Consider the following 16,073-nt stretch of genomic DNA (forward strand, 5'->3'; position numbering starts at 1 on the left):
GCGATGGAAAGTGCGGCGAAGGCAGAAAAGCCCACGCGAGCAAAAAAGAAAAGGGGTTGCGATGACTCGCAACCCCTTGAATTCGTTTGGTAGGCCGTGCGGGATTCGAACCTGCGACCAACGGATTAAAAGTCCGCTGCTCTACCAGCTGAGCTAACGACCCAACGAAGAAAAAGATTATAGCGTCGCGGTCGTTATAGTGTCAAGACTTCTGTGACGCGGATGTGTCCATTTCGAGGCTGTTTCTCGCAGTTGCACGCGAATTACGCTCAAACGCTGCGCTCAATGCGCCACATCTGATACTTGAACGCACAGACGCCGCCCACCAGAATCGCCGCGATGGCGACGAACGAGCCGACCGCCAGCGTCGACACACCCGAGAGCCCCTGTCCGACCGTGCAACCCAGCGCCGTCACGCCACCGAATCCCATCAACGCACCGCCGACCATGTGATTCGCCGTATCTTCCGTCCCGTGGAAACCTTCCCAGCGGAAGTTGCGCGATACGAGTGCGTACACGAACGAACCGGCGATCACGCCCAGCACGCTCGAAATCCCCAGCGTGATGACGTTGCTGGTGTCGCTCCACATCATCAGCCAGTACAGCGTGTAAGCGAGCGGGGAGACGAACGATAGTGCTTCCATCTTGCCGGAGTTCGTCGCAACGAAACTCTCTTCAAGCGTGTTCGGATTCTCGGCGACGTAACCGATCTTGCCCGAGACGTACCAGAGCGCCACGATGATCGTGCCCACCACGAGCCCGCCGAGCAGATTGTCGAACGTCCAGAATTCGCGTCGGGCAACGGCGGCAATCACGAATGCGCCACCGACGATCACGCCGAGCACGAGTTGCGCACGGTGCACGTCGCCACCGAACAGACCGCCAAGGAGCGTGGGCAGATCCTGTGACGTTGCAAACGTCGTCTGCACGCTATCGAGCGCGGCCACGCGCAAGACAGCGAACAAGCCCTTGAGCGTCATGTATGCCGACACGCCGATCATCACGAAGACGAGCAACGATTTCAGATTGCCGCCGCCGATGCGCACGAGCGTCTTGCTGCCGCATCCGGATGCGAGCACCATGCCGAAGCCGAAGAACCAGCCGCCGACGAGATACGAGAGCCAGGTAAAGCGCGGCGTCGTGTAAATGGCCTTGACCGGATCGACGATGCCCTGCGAGGCGAGCACGCCCGTGCCGATGGTCGCGACGCCAATGGCGAGCCACCACATCCGCATGCGATTCCAGTCGCCGATGTTCACGATGTCGGAGAGTGCGCCCATCGTGCAAAAGTGCGTGCGCTGGAGCACAGCGCCAAACACGAAGGCCAGGCCAAAGGTGAGCCACACGACAGTGTGGGAGAGGGCGTTCAGATCGACGTCGGTCATGAGGCGAGAAGACGATAGCGGCCGGACTGGCCGTTCGATACGTTGACGCGAGCCACGGGGCGCGGCAGGCAGTGTTGTTATCAGACGTGATGCGCAACCTGTGCACGATCACATCGCGGGTACGGTCGCCATGACGTGCGGGACACTGACGGTCCACACGCATCCCCTGAGACGCCGCGCCTCGAACGTTTGGAAAGTCCGTATTCTACTTGAGGTCATGCCCATCGCTCGTAAAGTGCGCGCCGGAAACGACAACGCCGCCCAGGGGCGGCGTCGTTCGTTTGACGAGTGACCTCACACGGAAGGTTGGTTCGCTCAACCTCCCAGGGGGCGTCTTACTTCAGCTTGGCCGAGCGCTTCTTGGCCTCCGCTGCCGATTCGGTGTCCGGGTACTTGGCCACCAGATCCTGCAACGTTTTCTTCGCTGCCGCAGTCTGCCCGGATTCCGCCTGGTTGCTGGCAATTGCCAGCATGGCCTCGGCAGCCTTCGGGCTCGTCGGGTACTTCGTCACGATCCCTTGCAGCGTCGCAGTCGAACCCTTCAGATCCTTGTTGGCGTACTGCGCATTGCCAAGCCAGAACTGCGCTTCGGGTTGATACGGGCTGGCGGGATACTTCGCCGTGAAGGTCCGAAAATCCGTTTGCGCACCCTTGTAGTCACCGTTGCGGAATTTCGTCAGCGCGGCGTCGAAAACTTCCTTCTCGCCCGGTTGGACGGTGCCGGTCACGCCGCCGACGGTCATCTGCTGCGGTTCGAATTTCTTCAGACGGCCATCGAGGTCGTTGTAGAAATCCTTTTGACTTTGTTGCAGGTTCGCAAGCTGGTTCTTCAGATCTTCGTTCTGGCCGCGTTGATCGGCCAGATCACGTTGCAACTGCTGGATCTGGTTGTTCAAATCCAGCACGTTGCGCGTGAGCCCCTCGATCCGCTGCTTGTCTGAATCCAGACGGCTGCGGATATCGAGGATCGCTTTGCGCGCCTCGTCGTCGTCGAACAATCCGGCATGCGCAAGCGGGCTCAGCACCGAAGTGCCGAGCGTCACCGCGCAGATCATGTTTTTAAGCAAACGAGACGTCATGACGATTCAATCAATAAGCCAGGTCGACGCGACGGTCTTGGGCCCAGGTGGCTTCGTCGGTACCCGTAGCCTTTTCCTTGCCCAGCGACACGGCTTCCATCTGGTTGGCGTTGGCGCCCAGTGCCGTCATCGTCTTCAGGACGGCTTCAGCACGCTTCTGACCCAGGGCCAGGTTGTACTCGCTCGTACCGCGCGGGTCGGTGTTGCCTTGCAGCAGCACGCGACGTTGCGAGTACTTCGACAGGAAGGCCGAGTGAGCCTGGAGCAGCGGGGTGTATTGCGAATCGACGCTGTACGAATCGAAACCGAAGTACACGCTGCGCTTGGCGAGCGGGCCGTTCGGGTTGTTCAGTTCGTCAGCCGATGCGTCGACGGGGGCGACGGCACGTGCGTCGGTCGTGGTCTGACCCTTGTTGGCGTTAGCCTGGTCGTCGAGCTTCACACCCGACGAGCAAGCGGCCAGAGCGGCCAGCGAAGAGATGGCGAGGATATTACGAAGCAGGGAACTCATATGAGCCTCCGATTGATGTTGCTGTTGATGTTATTGCATAAAAGGGCCCCAGGAGGGTTCGCGAACTTCCCCTCCTCGAACCTGAAGAATCTGCCGGGTTTGCCCGTCCACCGAGACTGCCGCGAGAACCTTTCGGCCCCCGGACTGCGTTGCATAAAGAATGTACTTGCCGTTCGCGGCAAAACTCGGTGACTCGTCGTGGCTGGTGTCGGTCAGAGCCGTAACATCGCCAGTGCTCATATCCTGCACGCTCAGCTTGAATCCGCCACCCTGACGCGCGATGAACGCGAGCAACTTGCCGTCGGGACTGATTCGCGGGCTGACGTTGTAACTCCCCTTGAAGGTCACGCGCTGCGCGCCGCCTTCACTCTCGCCACCGGCCGGCATCTTGTAGATTTGCGGACCACCTCCACGATCGCTCGTGAAGTAAATCCATTTGCCGTCCGGGGAATACTGCGGTTCGGTGTCGATCGCGCCGCTGCGCGACAGACGTTTGAGGCCACCGCCATTGGCGTTGACCTGATAGATCTGCGTGTTGCCGTCGCGCGAGAGGGCCACGGCCAGCTTGGTGCCGTCCGGCGACCACGACGGTGCCGAGTTGTTGCCTTTCTCGTTCGCGAGCACGGCACGGCGGCCGCTCGGCAGATCGTGGATGTACACGACCGGCTTGCGCTTCTCGAAGGAGACGTAGGCGACCTTGGTGCCGTCCGGCGACCAGGCCGGCGAGATGATCGGCTCGCGGCTGTTCAGGGCGACGCGTGCATCCTGACCGTCCGAGTCGGAAATCTGAAGCTGGTAGTTCGGGCCGTTGTGCAGCACGTACGACAGACGCGTGGCAAACACGCCGCGATCGCCCAGCAACTTCTGATAGATGTAGTCGGCGATCTTGTGGGCGGTCAGACGCAGGTTGGCTTGCGACGACGTCAGCGCCAGACCGCCGAGCGGCTGGCCATTCACGGCATCGTAAAGACGGAAGCTGACCTGGAAGTTGCCGTTGCCTGCCGGGGCGATGGTGCCGGAGACGAAAGCGTTTGCACCCTTGGCGCGCCACGTACCGAGATCGACCGAATCGTCCACACCGACGGTGGCGCCACCCGTATCGATCTGATTGAAGCGACCGCTATTGCTCAGGTCGGCCTTGACGACGGCGACGATATCCGTCGGCGCCGTGCCTTTGAAAGTCGACACGGCGATCGGGTAACGGTTGGAGCCGACGCCCGTAATGTCGACGGTCAGCGGTGTCTGCGCATGGGCGATCGTGCAAGCCGCGGTGAGCCAGGTGGCCACCAGCGCACGCCATGCATATTGACTGGAAATTCGCATGCGTTCGATTGGTCAGTTACGCGTTGCAAGGGCCATTTTTACCACATTCGAATGAAAATGGACTCGCATCGCTCGGTTTTCGTTCCCGTTTGACAACACACTCAGTTTTTTGGACTGAAGCGCAGGTTGACGGTCGGGGGGGCTTTGCCGTTCGTGTCGCGCGGCAACGGATCGGATTTGGTGATGGCGGCCTGTACGGCGGCGTCCCACGCGGGGTTGCCGCTCGACTTGGCCAACTGCATCGACAGTACGCTGCCATCCGGTGCCAGACGTACCGTCACGACCGCCGTGGGATTGCCCTCGGTGTCGCCACCATAAGCGATATTCGGCTTGACCTTGGCGCGCACCCGGTCGGCGTAACCCGCCGATGCCGTGCCGCCGGCGCCCGAGCCGGTACCGCCCGCCTGCGAGCCCAGACCGTTGCCGGTCGCGCCCGGAGTGCCTCCTGCCATGCCGCGCAACGAGGCCAGACGATCGGCGCGTGCCGCATCCGCCGCCTTCTGCGCAGCCGCTTCCTTCGCAGCCTTGGCCTTGGCCGCCTTGTCTTCCGCAGCCTTCTTCTCGGCATCCGCTTTCTTCTGCGCGTCTGCCAATTGTTGCTGCTTCAGTTGTTCGGCCTTCTTGGCGTCTTCTTCCTTCTGACGTTTCTGTTCGTCAGCCTTCTTCTGATCGGCCAGCTTCTGCTGGCGTGCCGCGTCGTCTGCCGCCTTCTTGCGCGCGAGTTCGGCAGCCGCCTGCTGCTCGGCAAGTTGCTTCTGCTTGAGTGCTTCCTGACGCGCCTTCTCCTGCTGCGCTTCGAGCAGACGCGCCTGTTCGGCGGCTTGCTGTTCCTGCTTGCGCTTTTTCTGCTGGAGGGCGATGTCGGCGTCTTCGGCCGGTGGCGTGGGGGCGGCCACGGCCGGCGGGGCCGGGGTGGGCGGCGGCGTCACGACGGGCGGTGTGGGTTCGGCCACTTCGGTCGGCGTCCACAATTCCGCTTCGGAACCGGCGGGCGAGCTGTTCTGCCAGCGCATGCCGTAGAAGAGCAGGGCGAACAGCAGCGCATGCATGAACAGCGCGAGAAGGAATGCCCGTCCCGTGCCGCGCTCATCTTTGCGCGGACCGATGGGACGGTCGGAGCGAGCTACAGTGCGACTCATTTCTGCTTGACGAGCAGGCCCACGCGTTTCACGCCCTGAGCCTTGAGATCGGACATCACGTTCATGACGATTTCGTACCGCACCGACTTGTCGGCGGCGATGACGACCGGCTGATCCGGATTCGCCGCCTGACGGCCTTGCAGGAAACCGGTCAGATCGCCCGCGCTCATGCGTTGCTCGATGGTGTTTTCACCATCCTTGTAACGCACCAGCATGCGATTGTCCGCTTCGATATTGACGACCACCGGCGGCGTCTGCTGCTGCGGGCTCGCATTGGCGACGCTCGGCAGATTGACGATCGACGGCGCGACCAGCGGGGCAGCCACCATGAAGATGACGAGCAGCACCAGCATCACGTCGATGTACGGTACGACGTTGATGTCCGCCATGGCGCGACGGCCGCGGCGAGCGTTGCGCATAGAACCTGCCATGTCTCGGCGCTCCCGGAATGCTTAGTGAATCTGCCGTTGCAGGATGTTGGAGAATTCTTCGACGAAACTCTCGAAGCGGATCGACAGCCGGTCGATGTCGGTGGCGAAGCGGTTGTAGGCAACCACGGCAGGGATAGCGGCGAACAGACCGATGGCAGTTGCCACCAGCGCTTCCGCGATACCCGGCGCCACGTTGGCGAGCGTTGCCTGTTGCACGTTCGAGAGGCCGCGGAAAGCGTTCATGATACCCCACACCGTACCGAACAGACCAATGTATGGGCTGACCGAACCGACCGACGCGAGGAACGGCAGATTCGCTTCGAGCGAGTCCATTTCACGTTGATAGCAAGCCCGCATGGCGCGGCGCGCACCGTCCAGAATGGCATGCGGATCGTTCAGACCTTTCTCGCTCGCCTTGATGTATTCGCGCATGCCCGATTCGAAGATGCGTTCCAGCGCACCGGTCTGGTGACGGTTGTTCAGCGCGCTTTGATACAGCGCCTGAAGATCGCCGCCGGACCAGAAGTCGCGCTCGAAGCGCTCGGTCTGAGCACGCGCGCGACGGATCGCGAAGATCTTGCGGAAGATGTGCGTCCACGAGAGCAGCGAGAGCAGCAGCAGCAGGCCCATGACTGCCTGGGCGAGCACGCTGGCATGCATGACCAGCGAAATGATGGAAAGGTCTTGATCGGGCATGGTGTGGTTATTGACTGACCGGAATTATTGTCCTGGCTTCAGGCGGCTGCCGATCGGGCAGCTGCATCCGCTAAGGCTTGAGCCGTCCTGGCTGCCGATTGCATGGCGAGGCGCACGTGCGCGGGAATCTTGCCGGGGCGCAACGTGTCTGCGGCCACGCAGCCGATTTTGATGCTGCCGCGCGCCAACAGTTCGCTGCTGCCGTCGGGGGCGTCGCGCCAGGCTTCCTGAAGGAAGTCGACGGAGGCGCCGCCAATACGTTCGATGCGGCTCTTGATGACGACGAGATCGTCGAGCCGGGCAGGGCTCAGGTAATCGAGTGCCGTGGCGCGCACAATAAAGATCATTCCGGTATTGCGGGCCAGTTCAAGTTGCTCGATGCCAAGCGAACGGAGCCACTCGGTTCGGGCCCGTTCGAAGAATTTCAGATAGTTGGCGTAGAAGACGACGCCTCCGGCGTCCGTGTCCTCGTAGTAAACGCGAATTGACCAACAGGTATCAAAATCAGCCATGCCGCGCATTGTATCGGAACGCAGCGGTAACGCCAGTCACGGAAACACAATTTTTCAAACAGGCCGGACCCCCTGATTGTTACGAGCGATTATTGGATGTCGTCCGGACGGTCCGGTTAAGCACCAAACTGGGGCGAAATCGTCGCGATGCCCCGTGTGGCGGGGGATGGCGCTAGCGTGCGGGCGGTGGCCGTCTCTATAATGACGGCTCGCAAGCCCCCTGTATTTCAGACAAGACCGCCGTGTGCGCACGCCTGCACTGCGTGCCCTCCGGTCGCTCATAGTGAACCAACCTGCGAGGCCCTTGAATTGACTTCCCCCACAACGCAATCTTCCGCTGCCTCCGCTGCTACCCCCGCCTCTATCTCCCTTCGCGTCGCCTTCCTCGGTCTGGGCGTGATGGGATACCCGATGGCTGGCCATCTGCAACGTGCCGGTCACTCGGTGACGGTCTATAACCGTACGGCGGCCAAGGCGCAGCAATGGGCCAAGGAGTACGGCGGCAATGCAGCAGCCACGCCCGCCGAGGCCGTGCGCGACGCCGACATCGTCGCCGCTTGCGTGGGCAACGACGACGACCTGCGCAGCATCGTGCTCGGCGAGCACGGCGCATTCGCGGGCATGAAGGCGGACGCCGTCTTCGTCGATCACACCACCGCCTCGGCCGATGTGGCGCGCGAGCTCTACGCCGTCGCGCGCGAGAAGGGCCTGCATTTCGTCGACGCCCCGGTCTCCGGCGGCGAAGCCGGCGCCAAGAACGGCGTGCTGACGATCATGTGCGGCGGCGACGCCCCGGCATTCGATCGCGTGTCCGCCACGCTCGGCGCCTACGGTCGTGCCGTCACGCGCATCGGCGAAGCCGGAGCCGGTCAGTTGGCCAAAATGGTCAACCAGATTTGTATCGCGGGACTGGTGCAAGGGTTGTCGGAAGCCATCAACTTCGGTCAGCGCGCCGGGCTGGACATGCCGCTCGTGCTCGACGTCATTAATAAGGGCGCAGCCGCCAGCTGGCAGATGGACAATCGCGGCCAGACGATGATCGACGGCAAGTTCGATTACGGCTTCGCGGTGGACTGGATGCGCAAGGACCTCGGGCTGTGTCTGGCGGAAGCGCAGCGCAACGGCGTTTCGCTGCCGGTCACGGCGCTCGTCGACCAGTTCTATGGCGACGTTCAGGCACTGGGCGGTTCGCGCTGGGACACGTCCAGCCTGATCCACCGTCTGCGCGTGTTGTCGGGCAAGGCGTAACGGTCAGGGGGCAGGGCGTCCCGGTTCGGGCGTCCGGTGCTGCTGCGCTACCAAGCTTCTGTGGGGACGATTTGTGACGCTGGTCGCAGGCCGTCCCGGGCGCGCCATCCCCCCGGTCTCTGGCCGTTGGTATGAAATATCAGGCATCTCTCCGGGTTTATCTCCAATCGTCTGAATAGAAGATTGGCACTAGAATGCGGAAAACGGGACGTCGCGGCGCGACGGCACGGCGACGTGGAGGCTTGGGAGCGGGCTGGCGCGGTGGCGTGTCGATGTGGGACTGGAGGGAGCCGCCGCGAGCGATAACGATCTAGAACACAACTCGAACCCGAGACCCAACCGGCATGAGCAATCAGTCGAACGCCGCGGCCGTCCGCGCATTTCGTATTCTCGAAATCCTCAGCGCCTCAGGCGCCCCGATGACACTCGCGGAGATCGTCGCCGCGATCGGTCTGCCCAAGCAGACAGTGCATCGCATTCTCAAACAACTCGAAGCCGCGTGGCTCGTGACTCGTGAAGCAGGCAGCCGACATTACGAGCCGTCGTCGCGTGTGCGCGCCATGGCCATCAATGCGCTGATGCACGTGGGGCCGGCGGCGGCGCGCCATGCCGTGCTTCAGCAACTGGTCGACAAGCTCGGCGAGACCTGCAATCTGTCGATGCTGTCGGGCGACGACCTCGTCTATCTCGATCGCGTGGAGACCGACTGGTCGCGTCAGCTCAAGCTCTCGCCCGGCTCGCGCGTGCCGCTGCACTGCACCGCCAGCGGCAAGCTGTTGCTGGCGTTCCTGCCCAGAGCGCGACGTGAGAAGCTGATTGCGCACCTGCCGCTGCGTCCCCGCGCGGAGAACACGATCACCGATCTGGAGGATCTGCGCGAGGAACTCGTCGAGACGCGCAAGCGCCGTGTGGGCACCAATAACGAAGAGCACGTGCCGGGCATGATCGCCGTTGCGGTGCCGGTGATGCTCGACCGCAACCGCGCATGTGCGGCCATCGCCGTGCAGGCCAGCGCGCAACACTGCACGCTCGAACAGCTCATGACGTTCCTGCCCGAACTTCAGCGTGCCGCCGAGACCATGGCGGCGACCTTCAACGAGTAATCGTCCGCGTGCAGGCAGGGGCAGGGCGTCGCTTACCTCGCTTACCTCGCTTACGTCGCTTATTGCCCTGCGCTGCTGGCGGCCTCCGGCACCGACGCCGGTGACGGCACGCCCGGCGCGAGCGCCTCGAACATCTGCTCAAGCTGCTTGGCCCCCTGCGCCGACTCGGCACGCATGCGCGGGCCGATAAAGACCGGATCGAGGATCAGAAACAGCAGATTCGGGGTGCGATACATGAAGTCGCGCTTGAAGCGCGTGCCCGTGCCGTCCGGCGTCAGCGTGTAGCGCACGGCACCCGACGGCCGTCGATTGACCTCACCCTCGATGCGCCATTCGAACGGCGGCTTTGCCTCCACGACCTTCCAGTGAAGGATGCCGTGACGTCCCGCGAGCCGGAATTCTTCTGCGACTTCTTCCCCGACCGTCAGCGGATGATCGGTCATGCCTTGCACGGCAAGCGATGCCGGATGCCATTTCGGCCAGTTCGCCGGTGTCGTCACGTAGTCGTAGACGGCTTGCGGCGGGGCGCGCAGCGTGACCACGGTGACGACATGCGTCTGGCGCTCGAACGGCAGAGGCAACAAAGACAGCAGGGCGACGATGGCCACCGCCCCGAGCAGGAACAGGAAGACTCGCTTCATCGGCGCGCGCTCACGCACCGGGAGGCGAATCGAGTTCGACATCGACCATCAGGTCGTCGGCCAGGCTTTCCAGAACCTCACGCAATGCATCGGTGCTTACGCTCGCAGGCACGTGCAGGCGCGCCGTCGCACGAAACAGTGTGCCGCCGGACATCGAGCCCTCGACACACTCTGTGGCGAGTTCGTCGATGGAGATGCCGCGCGTGAACAACACGTGTGAGATTTCCTTGACGATGCCCGGATGGTCCTGTCCGACCAGATCGAGCTGAAGCGCGCGCGCGCCCGGATCGGCGGCGGCGCTTTGCGCGTGGGTGACGGAGATTTGCAGGCCGTGCGTCTCAAGCGCGTGCATCGCTTTAGTGAGCGCTTCGGTCTGCTCGTCGGGAACCTGAAGATGGATGATGCCGGCGAATTGGCCCGCAAGATTGGCGAGACGGCTTTCCAGCCAGTTGGCGCCGACGGCGGTGGCGCGATCGGCGATCGCATTGACCAGACCCGGGCGATCCGGACCGATCACGTTGAGAATCAGGGACGTCGTCATCACAGGCTCCATCGACACTGAGGGGCAAGAGGCGGCGCATGCCGCGCGCTCGTGATTCAGGATGTGCCGGTCGTGGTCCCTGACGTCGTGGCGATTCAAGGTGAGCCGACCGATACGTTGCGCGCAGCAGGCTCAAGTGTAGTGCAATCGCGGGGTGCGCCGCTACGGCGGGCAATGCCGGATGCGAGAGGACGTTGAAGGGACGGGCTGGCGGTGGCGTATGGGCAGGGGAGAACGGCGAATCAAGGACGATCCGCCGCCATCGCGAGTAAGGCGATAACGGTCGCGTCGTCCGTCTGTGCGAAGTCGCTGTATGCCACGCTGACCGCATAGAACGGCTGCGGTGTTTCCAGACAGACGACGGCGTCGGCCAGCGGGCTCAGACGTGCGATGGCGTCGCGCGCACCCACCGGTGCGCAAGCTACGAGCGGCGTTGCGCCCAGTCGTCGCATCGCGCGCAACGCCGCTGTCATCGTGGCGCCCGTCGCGATGCCGTCGTCGACGATGACGACGGGGCGACCCATGACGTGTGGTGCGCCGCGTCCCGGTGTATAGGCCTGACGCCGCTGCTGAATCAACGCTCGCTGGCGGGCGCTCTCATGCGAGAGATACGTACCGGTTGCGCCGAGCGAGAGCGCATGATCGGCAAGAAAGATGCCGCCGAATTCGTCGACTGCGCCGACCGCGAGTTCGGCCTGATGGGGCGCTCGCAGCTTGTGCGCGAGCAACACGTCGAGCGTGCCGTTCAACTGGCGCGCGATCGGCATGGCGACCGGCACACCGCCACGCGGGATGGCGAGCACCAGGGGAGGTGCGCAGCGCGACAGCAACGCGTGCGTGGCGAGCACTTCGGCCAGCGCATTGCCTGCGGCGGCACGATCGAGAAACGAGGCTACGGCAGACATGGCAAGGGCGCGGGGGCGAGCCCGGCAGGCGACGGGAATCATCCCATCGTAACGCCGGGGCCTGATGCTCGTTTGCATCGAATGTGTCCGCGCGCGCGTACTTTCACGCGTTGCGACGGACATTGTCTGTGCGACGTCCGTCTTAACGCGCCAGCAGTTCGGGCACCGTGCCGACGAGCAGCGTCACGCCGGAGCAGGCCAGCAGCGCCAGCACCATGCGCCGGAACATGTGGTCGGAGAGGAACTTGTAAGCCCACGCGCCCGCGAGCGTCGGCAGGATCATCGACGGTACGACAATCGCGAACGCGTGCAGTGTCTGCGCGGTGATCACACCATGCACGGCGTAAAGCGTGATGGTGAGCGTGTGCATGACGATGAAGAAGATCTGCATGACGGCGCGCTGCATGTCCTTGTCCCATCCGCGCAGCGTGCACCACAGCGTGGGCACCACGCCGACGAGCCCTCCGATGCCACCCATCACGCCGCCGATGAAACCGACGACGCCGTCGGCCGCCCGGCCGCCGTGCGCAATGCGTGGCAGGTGCGCCGCGAGCAACAGGATTGAACAATAGATGACAAGGATGGTGCCGATGCCCGCCCGAAACCACACCGGATCGAGGTAGCGCAGAATCCACACGCCAACCGGCACGCCCACCAGTCCGCACAATACGAACGGCGCAAGACGCGCCAGCGGCACCGCCCGGCGCACGGTGCGCAACGCGAGGATCTGGCCGACGAGCGAGCAGAAGGCGGCGAGCGGACCTGCCAGCGTGGGCGGCAACGACCACGCCCAGAACGAAAGCGCTACCAGACTGAACGCAAAGCCGGACAAGCCCTGGACGAAGCCGCCGATGCAGGCACCGGCGATGAGCGGGAGGAGGGGAAGCAGTGGATCGGCGGTCATGTTTTTAGTTTTCCGCCGACATTATGCGGCGATCCCGTGCGCAGATGCACGGGGTCGTGGCATTCGGTAGGCGCTGCTGTCCGCGCTGTCGTACGCCCGGTTCAGGCGCGATGGCCTGCCTGCCAGTGCTGCCAGCCCATGACGAAGAGCGAGCCGACGGCAATACCGAGTGCGGCCCCGGCAAGCGCGTCGCTCGTCCAATGATAGGCGGCGGCGAGTTGTCCGAAGGCCGTCAGTGCAATGGCGATGGCGCACGGTACGCGAAGCACGCGATGACGCAGGGCGAGCACGGTCGTGAACGCGAGGATCACGGTGAGGTGACCGGAGGGAAACGATGCGAAGGCGGCGCTGTTGCCGCCAAAGAGCCGGAATTCGAAAACGCCGTCTCGCAAATACGACGGATTCTCATGGATCCACGTGGCGGGCCAGGTGCGTCCGAAGACGAATTTCAGCGCTTGCTTGGCCAGACTGCCAACGCCGACAGCGCCCGCCGCGAGCCACAACGTGACCGCCCACGACGGCAGCTTGCGGCGGAAGAACAACACCGCGCCGACGATCAGAAACGTCGGCCACGCCAGCACGAACAGCGGCGAGGGCAACTCTGCGATGTGCTGAATCCAGCGAGTGCCTTGTGTGTGCACATGGGCGAAGTCGACGACAGGGCGGTCGACCCAGGGAATCGCGACGAGCGCGAGCAGCAGGCAGGCCAGTGCGCTGAACCACGCGGTGCGCAGGCAAGGCGTCGAAGTGGCAGGGGTGGCCGAGGTGGTGGGGGCGGCGTTCGGAGCGAGTTCGGTCATGACGCGATTTCGGAGAAGAGGGGGCAACCGCCGGAAGTCGGGCGCAATCGGCGCTGAGCGACGTTCGGCGAGATCGCGTCATGGTAGTCGCCATTGGAGTCGCGGAGACGGGCTCGTCCCAAAAGCGGGGTATTCACGCGGCGTTGAGCGGCGTTCGGTACGCGAACCCGCCGACGTACCTCATTGAAGGCTGTTGGCGTTCGCGACCGGCGCGTCGGCCGTCTGCCGGGGGGAGACCGCGATGGCGAGGCTCGACCCCGGAGCTTGCCCGGAAGCGATGGCGGTTTGATGACGATCAGGACGCTGGCGTTGCAACCGTGACATGCTCCGATCTCTTGAGAATCAAAGATTTTTTTGCGGCGAACCGGGGCAACGTCCTACAATCGTCCCCTACGTAATGGTTGGGAATGATCGGAAATTGTCGGCGGTGGATGGTCTGTCCGCATGACGATACCGAGAGAAAGACGGACCGTCCCGGCGCAGCGCAGGCACGGTCTGAGCATGGTCGAGGTACGGCAGTCAGTTCGCTCGTCAAAACAAAATCAAAATTGCATGCGGGGGCAGTAGTGAATCGGGGATTCGAGAGCATCATCGATCGGCTGGCGCGCGAGTTCTGGCGCGCAGCGCACACGCGCGAACAGCAGCACGCACAATCGCAGGCGCGCTCGCTGGCGGAAGTCCGCGCGCTGGATCAGGCGCAACGTGCCTGGGAAGAAGCACCGGCCGCCGACCCGGTCGCAAGCGAGCGCTTGCGGCTGGCATGGCGACAGGCGGACGCCGCCGCGCAGGGTGCGCGCGCGAAGTTCGAAGTGGCGCGACTGGAGCGCCTGCTTGCCGATGGGCTCGCCCGCGACTTGCGCATTCCTCCGGCCGATCTGCGCGCGCGCAATACGCCTCCCGTGCTCGATACGCGACATTTGCCGAAGATTCTGGCGAAGCCCGAGTGGGAGACGTTCGCACCCGAGAAGCCGGGGCGACTGGCGCTGGCAATGCCCGGCGCGTCCGGACGCTATGAGCAGACCGTCGCCAAGGCGCGCAGCGAGTTTGTCCACGCGGAGCGCGAATACGAAGCCTCGAAGATTCGCCGGACCCAGGGGTCGATGATCCTTCAGATCGCCCAACAAAAGGCGACGGAAGCAGCGCGCGCCGAGAGCACCCGTCACAACGCGGCCGTGGCCGATTTCGAAGGCGCGCTGCTACGCGGCGAGGCCGCTGCCGTGACGGGGTACGCGCGCATCGTGCTCAGCCGCAGTCCCTATCCGGAAGCGTTCCAGCAAACGCTCGCCGCACATTACGTCGAGAACCTCAAGCTGTTGGCCATCGGGTACGACGTGCCGACGCTCGACGCTGCCGTGCCGACGGCGCTCGACTATCACTACAACGCGGCGGAAGACGCTGTGCAAGGTGTGCCCGCCGGTGAGGCCGTCCGCACACAGGCCTATGCCGGTGCGCTGCAACAGATTGTGTTGCGTTCGTTGCATGAGTTGTTCGCCGCCGATCCGCTGCGGCACGTGGGGGCCGTCGTTCTCAACCTCTATGCGAATGATGGCGACGCGCGCATCTGTCTTGCGAGCGTACATGCGGCCCGCGCCGATTTCGCGGCGCTCGTGCTGAGCGAAGGTGACGCCACCACGCATCTGGCGGCGCTCGGTGCGCGCGTGTCGGCACGACCCGACGCGCTGCAGCCGGTAACGCCGGTGGCAGGTGTCGATATGACGCAAGTCATCACCGATGCCGATGTGGCCGTCGACCGCCGCTTCAATCTGATGACGCTCAGCGACAAGGACTTCACCCAGGTGATGTTCCATCTGCTGCGCTCGCATGGTTTCGAAGGCCCGCCGCTGGTGCCCGGCGAACAGGAAGGCATGCTGACGTGCCGCGCATGGGACCCGCATCCGATTTTCGGCGGCGACGTCGTCGTCCACATCTTCCGCGAGATGGATCGCAGCGCGCGGTTGGAACTGACGGCGGCGCGTGCAATGCTCTCCGAGATGCAACAGATCGGCGCTGCGCGCGGCATGCTGATCACCACCGGCGAGTTCGACGACGGCGTCGAGGAGTTCGCGCGCGACCGTCGCATCGAGCTGCTCTCCGGACATCATCTCGTCTTCCTGCTCAAGGAAAATGCCGGTGTCGACGCCAGTGTCGTCGTGCCGGAAACCGTGGATACGACTGCGGCGCTGTTCTGAGGCGCACGGGACGTGTGAAAGACCGTGGGAGATGGCCTGTTATAGTGGCTCGACCTGACCCCACGTCATTCACATCCCGGAGGATCGTATGTCCCGACGCATGGAATGCAAGGCAAGCCCCGTAACGACAGCGGGCCTGAAACGATGGGCTGGTGCGGGCGCCGCGAGCGTCGCACTGGTGATGGCAGTCGGCATGCCGATGGCCGCCTATGCGCAAATCGGCAACCTGATGGACGCCGTTGGCGGCGGGAACTCGGGCGGTGGCAATACGGGCGGTCTGGCGGGCAGCCTCGGCGGCCTGGCGTCGGGCGGGGGCGGCTCGCTCACATCGAGCAGCATCGGCAATGCGACCGGTGTGCTCCAGTTCTGCATCAAGAACAACTATCTGGGCGGCGCAAATCTGAATTCGGCGACGGACGTGAAGGACAAGCTGCTCGGCAAGATCGGCACGCAGTCCGGCTCGCCTGCCGCCAGCCCCGGCTATCTCGACGGCGCGAAGGGGCTGCTGTCGTCGCCCGACGGCAAGACCGTCGATCTGAACGGCGGTGGCCTCAAAGAACAACTCACCCGCAAGGTCTGCGACAAGGTGCTCGATCAGGCCAAGTCGTTCCTTTGACCGTTCCACGCATCGTTGGAACGGATGCCTGACGGGCGGCGAATGCCCTC

Annotated in this window: 17 protein-coding genes and 1 tRNA gene; 4 read left to right on the forward strand and 14 right to left on the reverse strand. The window is 63.7% G+C overall.

Going from position 1 to position 16,073, the window contains the following annotated elements; translation table 11 throughout:
- Positions 1 to 87: 87 nt before the first annotated feature.
- The 9 genes from NTU39_RS09365 to ybgC form a co-directional block, all read right to left on the reverse strand.
- Positions 88 to 163, reverse strand: a tRNA-Lys gene (locus NTU39_RS09365).
- Positions 164 to 269: 106 nt separating this feature from the next.
- Positions 270 to 1,385 carry a YeeE/YedE family protein gene (locus NTU39_RS09370; RefSeq protein WP_150664704.1) on the reverse strand — a complete coding sequence of 372 codons (1,116 nt, stop codon included), beginning with the start codon at positions 1,383 to 1,385 and terminating at the stop codon, positions 270 to 272.
- Between the two features lie 335 nt (positions 1,386 to 1,720).
- A complete protein-coding gene (ybgF, locus tag NTU39_RS09375) occupies positions 1,721 to 2,464 on the reverse strand; it encodes a tol-pal system protein YbgF (protein WP_246184598.1) in 744 nt (247 codons plus the stop codon).
- Positions 2,465 to 2,474: 10 nt separating this feature from the next.
- Complete coding sequence (locus tag NTU39_RS09380; RefSeq protein ID WP_174984711.1) at positions 2,475 to 2,975, reverse strand: OmpA family protein; 501 nt, start codon at positions 2,973 to 2,975, stop codon at positions 2,475 to 2,477.
- A 30-nt stretch (positions 2,976 to 3,005) separates the two neighbouring features.
- Positions 3,006 to 4,298, reverse strand: coding sequence for a Tol-Pal system beta propeller repeat protein TolB (gene tolB / locus NTU39_RS09385; RefSeq protein ID WP_150664705.1), 1,293 nt, complete (start codon positions 4,296 to 4,298; stop codon positions 3,006 to 3,008).
- 101 nt (positions 4,299 to 4,399) lie between these two features.
- Entirely contained in the window at positions 4,400 to 5,437 is a 1,038-nt protein-coding gene (gene tolA, locus NTU39_RS09390) for a cell envelope integrity protein TolA (RefSeq protein ID WP_150664706.1), read from the reverse strand.
- Entirely contained in the window at positions 5,434 to 5,868 is a 435-nt protein-coding gene (gene tolR / locus NTU39_RS09395) for a protein TolR (RefSeq protein ID WP_046291400.1), read from the reverse strand. The genes tolA and tolR overlap by 4 nt, the downstream gene beginning before the upstream one ends.
- A 21-nt stretch (positions 5,869 to 5,889) precedes the next feature.
- Complete coding sequence (gene tolQ, locus NTU39_RS09400) at positions 5,890 to 6,564, reverse strand: protein TolQ (RefSeq protein ID WP_039399508.1); 675 nt, start codon at positions 6,562 to 6,564, stop codon at positions 5,890 to 5,892.
- 38 nt (positions 6,565 to 6,602) lie between these two features.
- Positions 6,603 to 7,085: a tol-pal system-associated acyl-CoA thioesterase gene (gene ybgC / locus NTU39_RS09405; RefSeq protein ID WP_150664707.1), complete on the reverse strand. Its 483-nt coding sequence runs from the start codon at positions 7,083 to 7,085 to the stop codon at positions 6,603 to 6,605.
- A gap of 390 nt (positions 7,086 to 7,475) precedes the next feature.
- Here ybgC and NTU39_RS09410 point away from each other — a divergent pair, with 390 nt between their 5' ends.
- Positions 7,476 to 8,324 carry an NAD(P)-dependent oxidoreductase gene (locus tag NTU39_RS09410; protein ID WP_246184617.1) on the forward strand — a complete coding sequence of 283 codons (849 nt, stop codon included), beginning with the start codon at positions 7,476 to 7,478 and terminating at the stop codon, positions 8,322 to 8,324.
- A 344-nt stretch (positions 8,325 to 8,668) separates the two neighbouring features.
- Positions 8,669 to 9,427, forward strand: coding sequence for an IclR family transcriptional regulator (locus tag NTU39_RS09415; protein WP_150664709.1), 759 nt, complete (start codon positions 8,669 to 8,671; stop codon positions 9,425 to 9,427).
- Positions 9,428 to 9,486: 59 nt separating this feature from the next.
- Here the strand turns inward: NTU39_RS09415 and NTU39_RS09420 are convergent, their stop codons facing one another.
- From NTU39_RS09420 to NTU39_RS09440, 5 genes are all read right to left on the reverse strand, one after another.
- A complete protein-coding gene (locus tag NTU39_RS09420; protein WP_150664710.1) occupies positions 9,487 to 10,110 on the reverse strand; it encodes an SRPBCC family protein in 624 nt (207 codons plus the stop codon).
- Positions 10,079 to 10,609: a glycine cleavage system transcriptional repressor gene (locus tag NTU39_RS09425; protein WP_150664711.1), complete on the reverse strand. Its 531-nt coding sequence runs from the start codon at positions 10,607 to 10,609 to the stop codon at positions 10,079 to 10,081. Before NTU39_RS09425 ends, NTU39_RS09420 begins: the two co-directional genes overlap by 32 nt.
- 242 nt (positions 10,610 to 10,851) lie before the next feature.
- Positions 10,852 to 11,514, reverse strand: a complete 663-nt coding sequence (locus NTU39_RS09430; protein ID WP_150664712.1) for a phosphoribosyltransferase — start codon at positions 11,512 to 11,514, stop codon at positions 10,852 to 10,854.
- A gap of 142 nt (positions 11,515 to 11,656) precedes the next feature.
- The gene (locus NTU39_RS09435; RefSeq protein WP_257959725.1) at positions 11,657 to 12,418 is read right to left on the reverse strand and encodes a sulfite exporter TauE/SafE family protein; all 762 of its coding nucleotides are present in this window, start codon (positions 12,416 to 12,418) and stop codon (positions 11,657 to 11,659) included.
- A 101-nt stretch (positions 12,419 to 12,519) separates the two neighbouring features.
- Positions 12,520 to 13,218: a phosphatase PAP2 family protein gene (locus tag NTU39_RS09440; protein ID WP_257959726.1), complete on the reverse strand. Its 699-nt coding sequence runs from the start codon at positions 13,216 to 13,218 to the stop codon at positions 12,520 to 12,522.
- A gap of 566 nt (positions 13,219 to 13,784) precedes the next feature.
- Between NTU39_RS09440 and NTU39_RS09445 the strand changes: the two genes are divergently transcribed.
- Together NTU39_RS09445 and NTU39_RS09450 are read left to right on the forward strand one after the other, a co-directional pair.
- Positions 13,785 to 15,407, forward strand: a complete 1,623-nt coding sequence (locus NTU39_RS09445) for a restriction endonuclease (protein WP_257959727.1) — start codon at positions 13,785 to 13,787, stop codon at positions 15,405 to 15,407.
- Positions 15,408 to 15,588: 181 nt separating this feature from the next.
- The gene (locus tag NTU39_RS09450; protein WP_373275396.1) at positions 15,589 to 16,023 is read left to right on the forward strand and encodes a DUF2501 domain-containing protein; all 435 of its coding nucleotides are present in this window, start codon (positions 15,589 to 15,591) and stop codon (positions 16,021 to 16,023) included.
- Positions 16,024 to 16,073 lie beyond the last annotated feature (50 nt).

It is taken from the genome of Pandoraea commovens, assembly GCF_024704525.1.
Classification (GTDB): domain Bacteria; phylum Pseudomonadota; class Gammaproteobacteria; order Burkholderiales; family Burkholderiaceae; genus Pandoraea; species Pandoraea commovens.